The organism is Candidatus Methylomirabilota bacterium (assembly GCA_027293415.1).
GTDB lineage: Bacteria > Methylomirabilota > Methylomirabilia > Methylomirabilales > CSP1-5 > CSP1-5.
In genome coordinates this window covers 1-12,773 of record JAPUFX010000192.1, presented here as the reverse complement: position 1 = coordinate 12,773, position 12,773 = coordinate 1, and the positions used below count along the sequence as shown (strand labels likewise).

The window sequence follows — 12,773 nt, the reverse complement described above, 5'->3', positions numbered from 1 at the left end:
AGGTATTCATGTTAGCTTGAAAAAACTTGGACTTAGGTTGGGTGCAGTGGCGCAAGAGCGCGCGGGGATCGGCGGATGATGCGACGGGAAAAGGGCACACGGGAGGTCGGGGATATTAAGGCCTTTCTGGGCGAGGGAACCGAATTCAAGGGGGTCCTGAGCTTTCAGGGGACTGTGCGAATCGATGGTCGTGTGCAGGGTGAGGTGCTGGGGGAAGAACTGCTCATCGTGGGGGAAGACGGAGTCATTCAAGCGGAAGTCGAGGTGGGGAGTCTGATCGCTAGCGGCAGGATCGAGGGAAACATTCGAGCCAAGCGGTGCGTCGAGCTGCTGGCTTCGAGCACGGTCACCGGAAATATCATCACCCCGTGCCTGATCGTGATGGAGGGAGCTACCCTGAATGCCAGTTGCGATATGGGCGACTTGGACCAGGCGGAATCGCTCTCACCTGTCGCGGAGGCTGGGACAGGGGCCTAGTCAACTCTGCCGGAGAGGAGACGGCGCCAGGACTCGGGATGGATACGCGGGTCGTTGTGGCGATGAGTGGCGGGGTGGATAGTGCCGTCACCGCCGCCTTGCTTCAAGAGGAGGGGTATGGGGTTGTCGGAGTCACGTTGAAAGTGTGGGGCCACGTGGCCGAGACTCCCGTACCACACCCTCCTCAGAGCTGCTGCACGCCGGAAGCCTTCGAAGATGCCCGCCTGATGGCGGCCCACCTAGGAATCCCGCACTATCTCCTGAATGTTGAACGGGAATTCGAGACGCATGTCATCACCCCCTTCTGCCAGGAGTACGCTGTCGGCCGCACCCCCCTTCCCTGTGCGGCGTGCAATACCGAGGTCAAGTTCGGATCTCTCCTCCGGCGGGCCCTCGCCTGGGGAGCCGAGTTTGTCGCCACCGGACACTATGCACGGACAGGCGTGGACCAGACCACCGGAAGGATCCTGCTAAAGCGCGGAATCGATCCGGACAAGGATCAGAGCTATTTCCTCTACGGCCTCACCCAGTCGCAGCTTCGACGAATTCGTTTTCCTCTCGGCACCATGCGTAAGGGTGACGTGCGGGCATTGGCCGCGCAGAAAGGCCTTCGCGCGGCGACCAAGCCAGATAGTCAGGAGCTTTGTTTCCTTCCTGAAGGAGATTACCGGGCACTCCTCCGAGAGCGACATCCTGGAGCCATCCGACCCGGCATCATCCGTGATCAAACGGGACAAGTCCTGGGAACGCACGAAGGGATTCCCCTGTATACGATCGGACAGCGGCGAGGCCTCAAGATTGGGGGTCGCGGCCCGTACTATGTGGTCGCTCTCGCACCCGGGCGGAACGAGGTCGTTGTGGGCCGCGAGGAGGACCTTCAGGCCGACACCCTGGTAGCAGATCGAGTGAACTTTATCCCATTCGACCGGCTAAACGGGGAACGCTCTGTTTTGGCGAGCATTCGGTACCGACACCCCCCTGCAGAAGCAGTGATAAGCCCCATGGCGGATGGGAGGGTCCTCGTGCAGTTTGCGCGACCCCTGCGCGCCATCACCCCTGGCCAGGCGGTGGTCTTCTACGAAGGAAAAGACCCGGATCTGGTGCTGGGTGGCGGAACGATCCAGGAAGTCCTCCGCCGGACGCCCCCCAACTCCCTCATGTAATCGGATAGCAGGGATCGCTTGTGCAGTCGGTCCTCTCGATTCGATCCCGGATTGCTCCTCTAGGCTGGAGGGTTCGATGGCACCGTGGCGCCTACTGGGGCACCCGGTGGCTTCACTATGGCCTGCTGGCGGCTCTCCCCCTTCTCTTGGTCAAGTCCCTCTTGCCAGGGCCGACGGCTCTGTGGGTCCTCTCTGTTGCCATCGTCGGGGCCGGTGGTGGGCTCCTGTATGGGCTCTCCCGGCCGATCGCTCTCTTAGACCTCGCGCGGCTCATCGAGGAACGACTTGCCCTTCAGGCCCGTCTGAGCACCGCCCTCGAATACCATGACCGGCAGGACCGGTCCCCTTTTGCCTTGGCTTTGTATCGGGATGCTTTCAGGACCCTACCCCCTTTCAGGGGAAAGGAACCCCTCCCCGTTTGCCTCCCTCGCGGACGACCCGGTAGAAGAAGTGCTCCGGACCGTCAGGGAGACGATGGACCTGAAAGCCCTGACCTAATGCACAGAGGGGTCTTTCCTGCCCACGACTCGCGTTGAATCTCGGGGAGAGTCTTGACATAAAATGAGACGCCGTGCTAGTCTATGCCGCTTTTGGTCGCGAGAAGCCCCCAATGGGATGGGTGGAGAGGGTCATCCTGAGACGCTCGGTCGCAGAGTCCGCCGAACCGCCCTTATCCTCATCGGGGGCGGTTTCCTTTTTTGTCTGTTGCTCGGTGGGTGGAGCTGGGCGCTCGGCTATGCGATCGGCGGTGGGATTGCTTCAAGTCACTTAGAGTTTTTGCGCCAGGGGGTCACCGGGACCCTCGCCTCGGATACGAGAAAAGTCCTCCCCCGCATGGTCGCCGGTTCGCTCCTCAGGTTGCTCGGGATCGGGATTCTGCTCTTCCTGGTCCTGAAGTTTCTTCCTGTGAAGGTCATCGCCCTCGCCATTGGGCTATTGGTGGGACCGGTTGCCATCCTGGGGGGAGGGTTCCCCAGGAAGGATGACGATGACCTGGGGCAGGGTCCGACAAGCCCGGATTAATCGTTTCGGATGTGATGTGCTGATGCAAGGGGGAAGACGGTGAACTGGATCAGATCTTCTCGGATCGGGGGCGGGATCGGGGGCCTCGTGCTCATCGCCCTTCCTGTGGTGAGCCTGGCCGCAAAGGCAGAGGCGGAACATGCCCCGGGGATCATCAATCTGAATCTCACGCTGCTGCTCCAAACGATTAACTTCATCATCCTCGCCATAGTGCTCTACAAGTTCCTCTTCAAGCCCCTGGGCAGCTTCATGGAGAAGCGGGCGGAGGGGATTCGGCACTCCTTGGAGGAAGCCAAGCAGGCCCGTGACGAGGTCCTCCGGGCGCGCTCGGAATATGAGGAGTCGTTGCGGACGGCTCGACAGGAGGCGGCAGCCCTCCGACAACGGATGGATCGGGAAATTACCGAAGAGCGTGAGAGGTTAACCCAGCAGTCACGGGAGGAAGCCCATCGTATGATTAGCCAGGCCCGAGCCGAGATCCAACAAGAGGTGAGGCGGGCCAAGGTTGAACTCCGCGACGAGACGGTCACCCTCTCACTGACGGCGGCTGAGCGGCTCTTGCGGCGAAATCTAACGGAGGAGGATCACCGGCGGCTTGCGGAGCAGTACATCGAGGAGCTGGGGAGAACCACGTGATCACGGGTGCGTTGGCAAAGCGCTATGCCAAAGCGCTGGCGGAGGTGGCGGCCGAGACGGACGCCCTAGAGTCGGTCGGCGCGGAGCTTGACCGTGTGGCGACACTCTGGGACTCGGAACCGGCAATGGCTGGATTTTTCACCAATCCCGGAGTCCTTGTGAGGAACAAGACCCAGATCCTCACGACCCTCTCTCAGCAGATGCAGCTCTCTCCGCTTCTCACCAAATTTCTGGACCTACTCCTCACCCGGGATCGGCTGCAGGCCGTCCCGAGCATCGCGCGCGTCTACCGGGACCTCATGAACAGACGTTTGGGACGAGTCCAAGCGGCGGTCACGACAGCGGCTCCTCTCACGCCCGATCTCATGGAGAGCCTTCGCCGCCGGATGGCCGAGGTGCTGGGGAAGACCGTGCTTCTGGAGTCCCGGGTCGATCCGGCGGTCTTGGGGGGGATCGTGGTCCAAGTGGATAGCACGGTCTACGACGGCAGCATCCGGACGCAACTCAGGCAGCTTCGGGAACATCTGCTCAGGGAGTGAGATGCCATGGCACAGATTCGCGCCGACGAGATCAGCCAACTCATCAAGGAACAGCTCAAGGGCTACGAGGCCGCAGTGGAGGTGGCCGAGGTCGGGACCGTCACCGAGGTGGGGGATGGGATCGCCCGGATCTACGGATTGGAAAAGGCGATGGCCGCTGAGCTTCTGGAGTTTCCCCACGACGTGATTGGAATGGTCCTCAATCTGGAAGAGGATAACGTGGGAGCGGTTCTCCTCGGAGAGGACACCCTCATTAAAGAGGGGGACCTCGTCAAGCGGACCGGTCGAATCGCGCAGGTCCCGGTGGGGGAGGCGATGGTCGGTCGCACCGTCAACGCCCTGGGCCAGCCCATCGACGGCAAGGGACCCATCGAGGCCACGGAGCATCGCCCCATCGAACGGTTGGCGCCCGGGGTGGTGGACCGCCAGCCGGTCAAGGAGCCGCTCCAGACCGGCATCAAGGCTATCGACTCCATGATCCCCATCGGGCGGGGACAGCGGGAGCTCATCATCGGCGACCGCCAGACCGGCAAGACGGCCCTAGTGGTGGACACCATTCTGAACCAGAAAGGGCAGGACGTCTTCTGCATCTACGTAGCGGTGGGGCAGAAACGTTCCACCGTGGCCCAAGTCGTGAAGATTTTCGAAGACCACGGCGCGATGGAGTACACCACCGTAGTCTTGGCCACCGCCTCGGAGCCCGCGCCGCTGCAATACGTTGCCCCGTATGCGGGCTGCGCGATGGGGGAGTATTTCCGCGACAACGGGAAGCACGCCCTGATCATTTACGATGATCTCTCCAAACATGCGGTGGCCTACCGCCAGCTCTCCCTGCTGCTCCGACGGCCGCCCGGCCGAGAGGCGTATCCCGGGGACGTCTTTTACCTGCACTCTCGACTCTTGGAGCGGGCAGCCAAGCTCAACGATGAGCTGGCTGGGGGTTCCCTCACCGCCCTCCCGATCATCGAGACCCAGCTCGGAGATGTGGCCGCCTACATCCCCACCAATGTGATCTCCATCACCGATGGCCAGATCTACCTCGAGACCGATCTTTTCTACGCGGGCGTCCGACCGGCGGTGAACGTGGGGCTGTCGGTCTCGCGGGTAGGGGGGAGCGCGCAGATCAGAGCCATGCGGCAGGTGGCCGGGCGCCTCCGCCTCGACCTGGCCCAGTACCGGGAACTGGCCGCCTTTGCCCAGTTCGGGTCTGAGCTGGATAAGGCGACGCAGGCGCAACTCAAGCGGGGCGCGCGAATGGTAGAGATCCTGAAACAGGATCAGTTTGTTCCGCTCCCCGTGGAGCGGCAAATCCTGATCGTTTTCGCCGGAGTCAACGGGCATGTCGATGATCTCCCGATCGAGGCAATGCGACCCTTTGAACAAGGCCTTTCCCGGTTCGTTGAGGCGAGCTATCCGGAGATCTACAAGGAACTAAACGAGAAGAAGGTGATCGGCGAAGATCTTAGCCAAAAGATGGAGCAGGCCATCCGAGAGTACAGGGAAGAGTTCAAGGCCCAAAAGCCGGCCGCCTAAGCTAGTTCAGAGTTGAGAGTTCAGAGTTCAGGGGTGGTTGGTGGTCAGTGATTGGTGATTAGTGAAAACCACCAGCCAATAGACTTCGGCGAGCTCAGTCGAGCCGTCACCGGCCACCAGGCACTTTTCTCGTTCGGTTGTCGGTCATCGGATAGCGGGACTGAGGATGGCGACGCTACGGGACATCCGCCGACGCATCAATAGTGTCAAGAGCACGCAGCAGATCACCAAGGCCATGAAGATGGTGGCCGCGTCGAAGCTGCGCCGTGCCCAGCAACGGATCGTGGAGGCCCGTCCTTACGCGTACAAGCTTCAGGAGGTCATCGGTTCCTTGGCCCTGCGGACCGATCCGGAACAGCACCCGCTCCTCCTGAGGCCGGAGACGGGACGGAAGGGACTGGTGATCATCGCCGCCGACAAGGGGCTCTGTGGGGCCTTCAATACCAACATCCTGCGAAAGGCGTTTGAGTATCTTCGGCAGGCCGAAGACGCTGAGGTGCAGATCACCATACTGGTGGTGGGCCGGAAGACCCGGGATTTCTTTCGCCGGCGGCAAATTGAGCGGGAGGGGGAGTGGATCAACATTTTTGATCAGCTGGCGTACGAGCACGCTGCCGAGATCGGGAACCAGGTGGCCAAGGGCTACATCGACGGCGAGCTGGACGAGGTGCATTTGCTGTATAACGAGTTTAAGTCGGCCGGCATCCAGCGGCCGGTGATGGAGCAACTGCTCCCCATCGCGCCCCTCGCCGTTGAGACCGATGAGTTGCAGCCGATAGAGTATATCTTCGAGCCCTCGGCGGAGGTCATCCTGCATGAGCTGCTGCCTCGTCATGTAAAGATCCAAGTCTATCGAGTCCTGCTGGAATCGGCCGCGGCGGAACAGGGGGCGCGTATGACCGCCATGGAGGCGGCGACGAAGAGCGCAGCGGAGATGATCGAGCGGCTGACCCTGGTGTACAACAAGGCTCGGCAAGAGCGAATCACCGAGGAGCTACTCGATATTGTCGGTGGGGCTGAGGCCCTCCGTAAGGCTGGCACCGCGTAAAGAACAGCTAGGATGCTAGAAGGCTGGCACGCTGGGATGCTCGAATCGCCGGAAGACTGTGCCACCTTTTGCTTTGGAGCCTACTAGCCTTCTAGCGTTCCAGTGGCGGACAGTAACTGCTGACTGCTGAACAGGGGAGAGTGCCGATGAACGAGGGATGGATCACTCAGGTGATTGGGCCGGTGGTGGACTGTGAGTTTGCTCCCGGGCATCTGCCGGCGATTTACAATGCCATCAAGGTGCCGGGGATGGAGTACACCGACATCTTCTCTTACACCAAGGAGTTGACGCTGGAAGTGGCCCTGCATCTGGGGGAGAACAAGGTTCGGTGCATCTCCCTGGCCGGGACTGATGGACTCGTCCGGGGACAAAAGGTCATCGACACTGGCGCAGGCATTAAGGTCCCCGTCGGTCCGTCCACGTTGGGCCGGATCTTGAACGTCATCGGGGAGCCGGTGGACAAGCTCGGGGAGATACACGCGGAAAAGTTTTATGCCATTCATCGAGAGCCCCCCTCCTTTGAAGAGCAGGCAACCGAGGCGGCCATGATGGAGACGGGGATCAAGGTGGTCGATCTGCTCGAACCCTACACGCGGGGAGGCAAGACTGGCCTCTTCGGGGGTGCAGGAGTGGGCAAGACCGTCCTCATCATGGAGCTGATCCGCAACATCGCCATGGAGCATGGGGGCATTTCGGTCTTTGCTGGCGTCGGAGAGCGGACCCGAGAGGGGAATGACCTGTGGCTCGAGATGAAGGCCAGCAAGGTCATCGACAAAACCGCCCTGATCTATGGTCAGATGACCGAGCCACCGGGAGCCCGGCTTCGGGTAGGCCTCACGGGCCTCACCGCGGCCGAATACTTCCGAGATGAAGAGGGACAGGACGTCCTGTTGTTCATTGATAATATCTTTCGCTTCACCCAGGCGGGCTCCGAGGTCTCGGCCCTCCTGGGCCGGATGCCCTCGGCCGTGGGCTACCAACCGACCCTGGGGACAGAGATGGGGGAGCTGCAGGAGCGGATCACCTCCACCAAGCGAGGATCCATCACCTCGGTGCAGGCTATCTACGTCCCGGCGGATGACATCACGGACCCCGCACCGGCTACCACCTTTGCGCATCTCGATGCGACCACCGTGCTCTCCCGTCAGATCGTCGAGATGGGGATCTATCCTGCGGTGGATCCGCTCGCCTCTACGTCCCGGATTCTCGATCCTCGGGTCTTAGGCGACGAACATTATCAGGTAGCCCGCGGGGTCCAGACGGTTCTCCAACGGTATAAGGATCTGCAGGACATCATCGCCATCCTTGGAATGGAGGAACTGTCCGAGGAGGACAAGCTGGTGGTGTCGCGGGCGCGGAAGATGCAACGGTTTTTCTCTCAACCCTTCTTTGTGGCCGAGGAGTTCACCGGAACGCCTGGAAAGTATGTGCCTCTGAGGGAGACGGTGAAGGGGTTCAAGGAGATCCTGGATGGCCACTGCGATGAGTGGCCGGAACAGGCCTTCTATATGGTTGGGAACTTGGAAGAGGCGAAGGGAAAGGCAGAGCAGCTCGCCGGCAACTAAAGAAGCAATCAGCAGTCCGCGGTCAGCAGTCGGCAAAGTCTTCTTGAGATCCTTCGATTTATTGCTGACAGCTGATTGCTGATAGCTGACCGCTCAGGATGAGAGATGGCGAGACAGGACGGGATTCCGAAAACGCTACTGCTCGAGGTGGTCACTCCGACCCGAATGGTCGTCAGGGAGGAGATTGAGGAGGTCGTGGCGCCGGGGGTCGAGGGATACTTCGGCATCATGGGAGGCCATCTCCCGTTCATGTCCACCCTCAAGGTCGGAGAGCTGGCCTACCGCAAAAATGGAAGGTGGCGGTATCTTGCGGTGAGCTGGGGATATGTGGAGGTCCGGCCCGAGACGGTGATCGTGCTGGCGGAGACCGCGGAGCGGGCCGAGGAGATCGATGCCGCCCGGGCAGAGCGGGCACGGGACCGCGCCCGAGAACGCTTGGCCAGGTGGGGGGAAGAGCCGATTGACATCTCGGAGGTTGAGGCAGCCCTCGCTGGGGCCGTGACCCGGATCGAGGTGGCTGCAAAGGTCTGACACACGCGTCAAATTTTCCCTGTCTCGATGCCGCCTGCGCTTCGCCCCTTCTTTACGCGGCACTTCCCTGCAAGCGCGCCTGAAGCTCACTGACAGCCTTCCGCAGCCTGGATACCTCTTTCAGAAGCTCTGGCAGTTGCCCCAGGGCGGCAAGCTGCCGCTTCGTCTTCTGAATGGGGCGCGCAGGAGTCCCAAAGACGATCTCGCCCGACCTGATCTCTTTCCGGGAAGGGATCCCCGACTGAGGCGCCACCATGACGCCATCCCGGAGAGTCACGTAGTTCGCGAGCCCTACCTGCCCCCCCAGGATACACCCCCGCCCCAAGGTGGAGCTGCCGCCGATCCCTGCCTGGGCGATCAGGAGGGAATCCTCGCCGACAGTAACGTTGTGGCCGATGTGGACGAGGTTGTCGGTCTTCACGCCCCGCCTGATAACGGTGGAGCCCAACGTCGCACGGTCAATGGTGACGTTTGCTCCCACTTCAACGTTGTCCTCGATAATGACGTTACCAACCTGGGGGATCTTTACGTGCCGTCCATCTTCTCGTGTAAAGCCGAACCCGTCCGAGCCGATGACGGATCCGGCGTGGATGAGGACGCGACAGCCTATTCGGACTTGATCGTACAGGGTTACGTTGGCCCGGAAGACCGAGTCTGCTCCGATCACACAGTCGTCCTCAATGACACAACAGGGCCCAATCACCGCCCGATCACCAATCTGGACCCGATCGCCGATAGCGACGAACGGACCGATAGAAACCGCAGACCCGAGGTGGACATGCTCGCCGAGGACGCTCGACGGATGAACCCCGGGCCTCGGCACTTTGGGGGGATGATAGAGGGTGAGCGCCTTGGCAAAGGCCAGCCTGGGGGAATCGACGAGGATCAGGGTCTTTTGAGAGGAGCGCTGTGCTCTGGGGGCAATGATGCAGGAGGCCTGTGAGGCTTCAGCCCTTTGAAAAAAAGCCTCATTCTCTGCAAAAACGAGGGACCCTTCCCGGGCTGCCTCGATGGTGCTCATCTCCTGGATCACAAGGGATTCATCCCCCAGCGGCTGTCCTAGGATATGGCGAGCGATTTCACCAACCGTGTGGCTCATCTCATTTCCTCCTCAGACAAGGGGCCCGCGCGGCGGCGGACGGACCAGAGAAAGCGAGGGTGGGGAATAATGACGAGGCGGGCTTCAGTCAGAGGTCCTCTTCCATAGGGGTCTGGCCCTCTCCCTCCTCCTGCATGGCTTCCTCCATCATCGGCTCGAAGTCTTCCCCCATTTCGTCTCCAAGCTCCTTCCCCATCCGCGTGACCCATCGATGGATGCTCTGGGGATCGTCTTCATCGAGATCCCCTAGGCGGCTCGGATCGGCCAGTTTCTCGAGACGCTCCTCTTCCGTGCGGAGCCGGGCAAAGCGGGAGAGGAGTCTGGTGAGGTGCTCGCCTCCACAGCGTGGACATCGGAGGGGGGGCGGGTTGTGGAGATTTAGGATGAGCAGGCTCACCTGGCGGCGGCAGTCGGCGCAGTCGTACTCGTAGATTGGCATACCCCTCTCCCTCGGATCCCTTCGATTCTAGCACCGCAAGGAGCAGGGTCAAGCCTTGACCGCCTCTAGGGACTGTGTTAAGCAGAGCTTACAATGCGTTGTCCGCACTGTGGCTATGTGAGTTTCGATGGTCTCACCGCCTGTCGTCGGTGTGCCAACCCTCTTCCCCAACACCGGCGACAGGGTCCGGCTCCTCCGGCCCCACGCCCTGAGGCTGGTCCTCCCTCCTCGGTCAGTGTCGAGGGGGAGCGAGCCTGGATGGACGAAGGGTACCTCACCGAGGGAGACGTCTTTGAAGAAGAACTGGACCTCAGTCGCCTCACCCTGCCCGCAGAACTTCTTACGGCCTTGCGTCCGCCGGTCGTTTATGGAGGCTTTGGACGCAGGGCGGTCGCCGCCCTGATTGATGCGCCCCTCCTCTTTCTCCTGACGGTCCTGGCCATGAGCTTGGCTTCCCTCACGGCTATCGGAGGGGGGACGGTCGGTGGCGAGGTGACCCGCGGTGTCCTATTTCTCGCATTAGCCGCCGCACTTGTGGCCGCCTTGGCGGTGAGTCTAGCCTTCCATGTCCTCTGCTGGGGGCATGGAGGTCAGACTCCCGGGATGATGTTGCTAGGACTCCAAGTGGTGAGGCAGGATGGGGAGGAGATCGGATTTATCCGTGCGTTCCTCCGGTGGGTGGGGTACCTCTTGGCCCTACTTCCCCTCGGTTTAGGAATGCTCTTGGTGTTCTTTCAGCCCCGCCGGCGCGGACTCCATGACCTGTTGGCAGGGACCTGCGTCATCCGGGTCGGTTCGGAATCCAAGCAGTGAGCAGGAGGTAACGACAGATGGCTGGCAGGAGAGGGCGCGGGACAGCCTTTCTTGCACTCCTCATCAGCATTGCAGCCTTGGTCATCGCGATGATGGCTTACCAGCGGACCGGGGCCGACCTGAAGCTTCGCGAGCGTGTCGAGTCTCTCCAGCACGCCTTGGACAACGTCCGCCAGGAGACGGCCAATGCGCTCGATCAGCTCGAAGAGCTCGTGAGAGGCTCCCAGGAAAAAGAGCGCTAGTTCGGACGAAAGATATCCCCCTTCCCCACGAGCCTGTAGGGCTTCACGAAAATCTTCCGTTCAGCATCCCGAATCGTATGCCCCAGCCGATAACACTCTGCCCCGTGCTGCTTGGCGATGGTCATGGCCTGATCGATCTGGGCCGGATCATTGGGCAGGATCATACAAAACCCGATACCCATGTTGAAGACCTTGAACATCTCTTCGGTGCCTATTCGGCCCATCTCCTGGATGACGCCAAAAATCGGATGGGGTTCTGGCCAGAAGTCGATAGCAAAACCCACCCTGGCAGCGACTCGGTTCAGGTTGAAAAGTCCATCGCCGGTGATGTGAATGAGTGCCTTGAGTTCCAGCCCCGCCTTCATCATTTCCAGGATCTCTGGGACATAGATGCGCGTGGGCTCCAAGAGTTCCAGCCCGATGCTCCGGCCGACTTCTGGGATGTGCTGATTCGGGCGAAGTCTCTGGCGGCGGAACAAGACATCGCGGGCCAGAGTGACGCCGTTACTGTGAATACCGCTGCTTCGGAGGCCAAGGATCACGTCCCTCGGTTTGATGCCTTGACCGATAATGATCCGATCTAGGGAAACGGTGCCGACGCTGGTGCCGACCAGGTCAAATCCGTCGTCCTCGTGGACTCCCCGGATGATCTCGCCCAGTTGGGCGATCTCTCCTCCGGGAATCGTGATCCGGGCCTGGCGCGCCCCCTCCTGCAGACCCTTTCCTATCTCTCGGAGCAGGCGACGGTTCGGTACCTGCACCGCCACGTAATCGACGAGGGCGAGCGGCTCGGCCCCGACGCAGATGAGATCGTTGACGTTCATAGCGATGCAGTCAATGCCAATGGTGTCGAACTTGCCAAGCATTTGGGACACCAGGATTTTGGTCCCCACGCCATCAGTAGAGACGGCCAGGCCGAGATTCTCTCCGAGTGCGATCACGTTAGCAAAATACCCGAGGGGGAGCATGACGCGACCAATGCCCTTCCGATTGGTAAAGGTCTTCCGCAGCAGGGTGGTCAGGTCTGTGAGGGCAGACGTCACTCTAGCCGTGTTTACGCCGGCTCCCCTATAGGTGACCCGCTTTGAGTGAGCCATTTGAACACCTCTCAATAAGACTGAATTCGCCTCACCATAGCCTAATTCTCATTGTCACACAAGCCGTCTCGGATCCCTCGTACCCCCTCGACACGTGTGCTCCGATCTGTTATGCTGCGGGGCATTCCTGGGCCACAACTTGATCATCGACGAAGCGGGCAGGTAGCTCAGTCGGTAGAGCACGGGACTGAAAATCCCGGTGTCGGCGGTTCGATTCCGCCCTTGCCCACCAGTATTAATGGACAGTTACAGGCATTGCTGACTCAAACGGTTGACAGGCAGTGGCAGTTTTGGTGGCAGTTGGTGTTGTTTTAATCCTCCTTGGGGGATGGTAGTTGAGAGACTGGTGGGAAGAGAACATCCACTACACAGAGTATGATTCTGAGACGATATACGGCTGGCACGATATGGTGGACACATACGTCGTTGCCGAGGTGGCGATCTACTCTGCAGACGGTACCCCGAGAATTGGGTTATATTTCGTGTTTACAGGGCAGGACGCAAAGATTGGGGGCTTTACAAAGGAGGCTGCCATTGAAGAGGCCAAGAGGGTTAGACCGAAGATCGT

General features: G+C 60.6%; 16 protein-coding genes and 1 tRNA gene. 14 read left to right on the top strand and 3 right to left on the bottom strand.

Features of this window, described 5'->3' with window-relative positions; all coding sequences use genetic code 11:
- Nucleotides 1-75: 75 nt before the first annotated feature.
- The 10 genes from O6929_13110 to O6929_13065 all read left to right on the top strand — a co-directional run bounded on the left by O6929_13110 (nucleotide 76) and on the right by O6929_13065 (nucleotide 8,515).
- Nucleotides 76-477, top strand: coding sequence for a polymer-forming cytoskeletal protein (locus tag O6929_13110; GenBank protein MCZ6481318.1), 402 nt, complete (start codon nucleotides 76-78; stop codon nucleotides 475-477).
- Nucleotides 478-515: 38 nt separating this feature from the next.
- On the top strand, nucleotides 516-1,640 hold the full coding sequence (mnmA, locus tag O6929_13105; protein MCZ6481317.1) for a tRNA 2-thiouridine(34) synthase MnmA: 1,125 nt from the start codon (nucleotides 516-518) through the stop codon (nucleotides 1,638-1,640).
- A gap of 20 nt (nucleotides 1,641-1,660) precedes the next feature.
- Nucleotides 1,661-2,176 (top strand): hypothetical protein, encoded by a 516-nt coding sequence (locus tag O6929_13100; protein ID MCZ6481316.1) that lies wholly within the window; start codon nucleotides 1,661-1,663, stop codon nucleotides 2,174-2,176.
- A 79-nt stretch (nucleotides 2,177-2,255) separates the two neighbouring features.
- Nucleotides 2,256-2,663 carry an ATP synthase subunit I gene (locus O6929_13095; GenBank protein MCZ6481315.1) on the top strand — a complete coding sequence of 136 codons (408 nt, stop codon included), beginning with the start codon at nucleotides 2,256-2,258 and terminating at the stop codon, nucleotides 2,661-2,663.
- 39 nt (nucleotides 2,664-2,702) lie between these two features.
- Nucleotides 2,703-3,299, top strand: coding sequence for a F0F1 ATP synthase subunit B (gene atpF, locus O6929_13090; protein ID MCZ6481314.1), 597 nt, complete (start codon nucleotides 2,703-2,705; stop codon nucleotides 3,297-3,299).
- Nucleotides 3,296-3,838, top strand: coding sequence for an ATP synthase F1 subunit delta (atpH, locus tag O6929_13085; GenBank protein ID MCZ6481313.1), 543 nt, complete (start codon nucleotides 3,296-3,298; stop codon nucleotides 3,836-3,838). Before atpF ends, atpH begins: the two co-directional genes overlap by 4 nt.
- 6 nt (nucleotides 3,839-3,844) lie before the next feature.
- Nucleotides 3,845-5,371, top strand: coding sequence for a F0F1 ATP synthase subunit alpha (atpA, locus tag O6929_13080; protein ID MCZ6481312.1), 1,527 nt, complete (start codon nucleotides 3,845-3,847; stop codon nucleotides 5,369-5,371).
- 166 nt (nucleotides 5,372-5,537) lie between these two features.
- Entirely contained in the window at nucleotides 5,538-6,419 is an 882-nt protein-coding gene (atpG, locus tag O6929_13075) for an ATP synthase F1 subunit gamma (GenBank protein ID MCZ6481311.1), read from the top strand.
- A 140-nt stretch (nucleotides 6,420-6,559) separates the two neighbouring features.
- Nucleotides 6,560-7,984, top strand: coding sequence for a F0F1 ATP synthase subunit beta (atpD, locus tag O6929_13070; protein ID MCZ6481310.1), 1,425 nt, complete (start codon nucleotides 6,560-6,562; stop codon nucleotides 7,982-7,984).
- Nucleotides 7,985-8,089: 105 nt separating this feature from the next.
- Nucleotides 8,090-8,515 carry a F0F1 ATP synthase subunit epsilon gene (locus O6929_13065; protein MCZ6481309.1) on the top strand — a complete coding sequence of 142 codons (426 nt, stop codon included), beginning with the start codon at nucleotides 8,090-8,092 and terminating at the stop codon, nucleotides 8,513-8,515.
- Nucleotides 8,516-8,567: 52 nt separating this feature from the next.
- On the opposite strand, the gene lpxD is transcribed toward O6929_13065, so the two are convergent.
- Nucleotides 8,568-9,614: a UDP-3-O-(3-hydroxymyristoyl)glucosamine N-acyltransferase gene (lpxD, locus tag O6929_13060; GenBank protein MCZ6481308.1), complete on the bottom strand. Its 1,047-nt coding sequence runs from the start codon at nucleotides 9,612-9,614 to the stop codon at nucleotides 8,568-8,570.
- Nucleotides 9,615-9,702: 88 nt separating this feature from the next.
- Nucleotides 9,703-10,053, bottom strand: a complete 351-nt coding sequence (locus O6929_13055; protein MCZ6481307.1) for a zinc ribbon domain-containing protein — start codon at nucleotides 10,051-10,053, stop codon at nucleotides 9,703-9,705.
- Between the two features lie 258 nt (nucleotides 10,054-10,311).
- Between O6929_13055 and O6929_13050 the strand changes: the two genes are divergently transcribed.
- Both O6929_13050 and O6929_13045 read left to right on the top strand, forming a co-directional pair.
- Nucleotides 10,312-10,866: an RDD family protein gene (locus O6929_13050; protein MCZ6481306.1), complete on the top strand. Its 555-nt coding sequence runs from the start codon at nucleotides 10,312-10,314 to the stop codon at nucleotides 10,864-10,866.
- A 17-nt stretch (nucleotides 10,867-10,883) separates the two neighbouring features.
- Nucleotides 10,884-11,108: a hypothetical protein gene (locus O6929_13045; protein ID MCZ6481305.1), complete on the top strand. Its 225-nt coding sequence runs from the start codon at nucleotides 10,884-10,886 to the stop codon at nucleotides 11,106-11,108.
- Here O6929_13045 and purM read toward each other — a convergent pair.
- Nucleotides 11,105-12,205: a phosphoribosylformylglycinamidine cyclo-ligase gene (gene purM, locus O6929_13040; protein ID MCZ6481304.1), complete on the bottom strand. Its 1,101-nt coding sequence runs from the start codon at nucleotides 12,203-12,205 to the stop codon at nucleotides 11,105-11,107. The genes O6929_13045 and purM overlap by 4 nt on opposite strands.
- Before the next feature lie 156 nt (nucleotides 12,206-12,361).
- Between purM and O6929_13035 the strand changes: the two genes are divergently transcribed.
- Together O6929_13035 and O6929_13030 are read left to right on the top strand one after the other, a co-directional pair.
- Nucleotides 12,362-12,437: transfer RNA gene (locus O6929_13035), tRNA-Phe, on the top strand.
- A 103-nt stretch (nucleotides 12,438-12,540) separates the two neighbouring features.
- Nucleotides 12,541-12,773 (top strand): hypothetical protein (locus tag O6929_13030; protein ID MCZ6481303.1); only part of this gene is annotated, 233 nt, incomplete at its 3' end.

Bases quoted from the DNA above. Each gene is read 5' to 3' on its own strand.
- O6929_13110 (MCZ6481318.1), top strand. From the start codon at position 76: ATGATGCGACGGGAAAAGGGCACACGGGAGGTCGGGGATATTAAGGCC.
- O6929_13050 (MCZ6481306.1), top strand. From the start codon at position 10,312: ATGGACGAAGGGTACCTCACCGAGGGAGACGTCTTTGAAGAAGAACTG.
- O6929_13045 (MCZ6481305.1), top strand. From the start codon at position 10,884: ATGGCTGGCAGGAGAGGGCGCGGGACAGCCTTTCTTGCACTCCTCATC.
- O6929_13065 (MCZ6481309.1), top strand. From the start codon at position 8,090: ATGGCGAGACAGGACGGGATTCCGAAAACGCTACTGCTCGAGGTGGTC.
- purM (MCZ6481304.1), bottom strand. From the start codon at position 12,205: ATGGCTCACTCAAAGCGGGTCACCTATAGGGGAGCCGGCGTAAACACG.
- atpA (MCZ6481312.1), top strand. From the start codon at position 3,845: ATGGCACAGATTCGCGCCGACGAGATCAGCCAACTCATCAAGGAACAG.
- O6929_13055 (MCZ6481307.1), bottom strand. From the start codon at position 10,053: ATGCCAATCTACGAGTACGACTGCGCCGACTGCCGCCGCCAGGTGAGC.
- atpG (MCZ6481311.1), top strand. From the start codon at position 5,538: ATGGCGACGCTACGGGACATCCGCCGACGCATCAATAGTGTCAAGAGC.
- mnmA (MCZ6481317.1), top strand. From the start codon at position 516: ATGGATACGCGGGTCGTTGTGGCGATGAGTGGCGGGGTGGATAGTGCC.
- lpxD (MCZ6481308.1), bottom strand. From the start codon at position 9,614: ATGAGCCACACGGTTGGTGAAATCGCTCGCCATATCCTAGGACAGCCG.
- O6929_13095 (MCZ6481315.1), top strand. From the start codon at position 2,256: ATGGGTGGAGAGGGTCATCCTGAGACGCTCGGTCGCAGAGTCCGCCGA.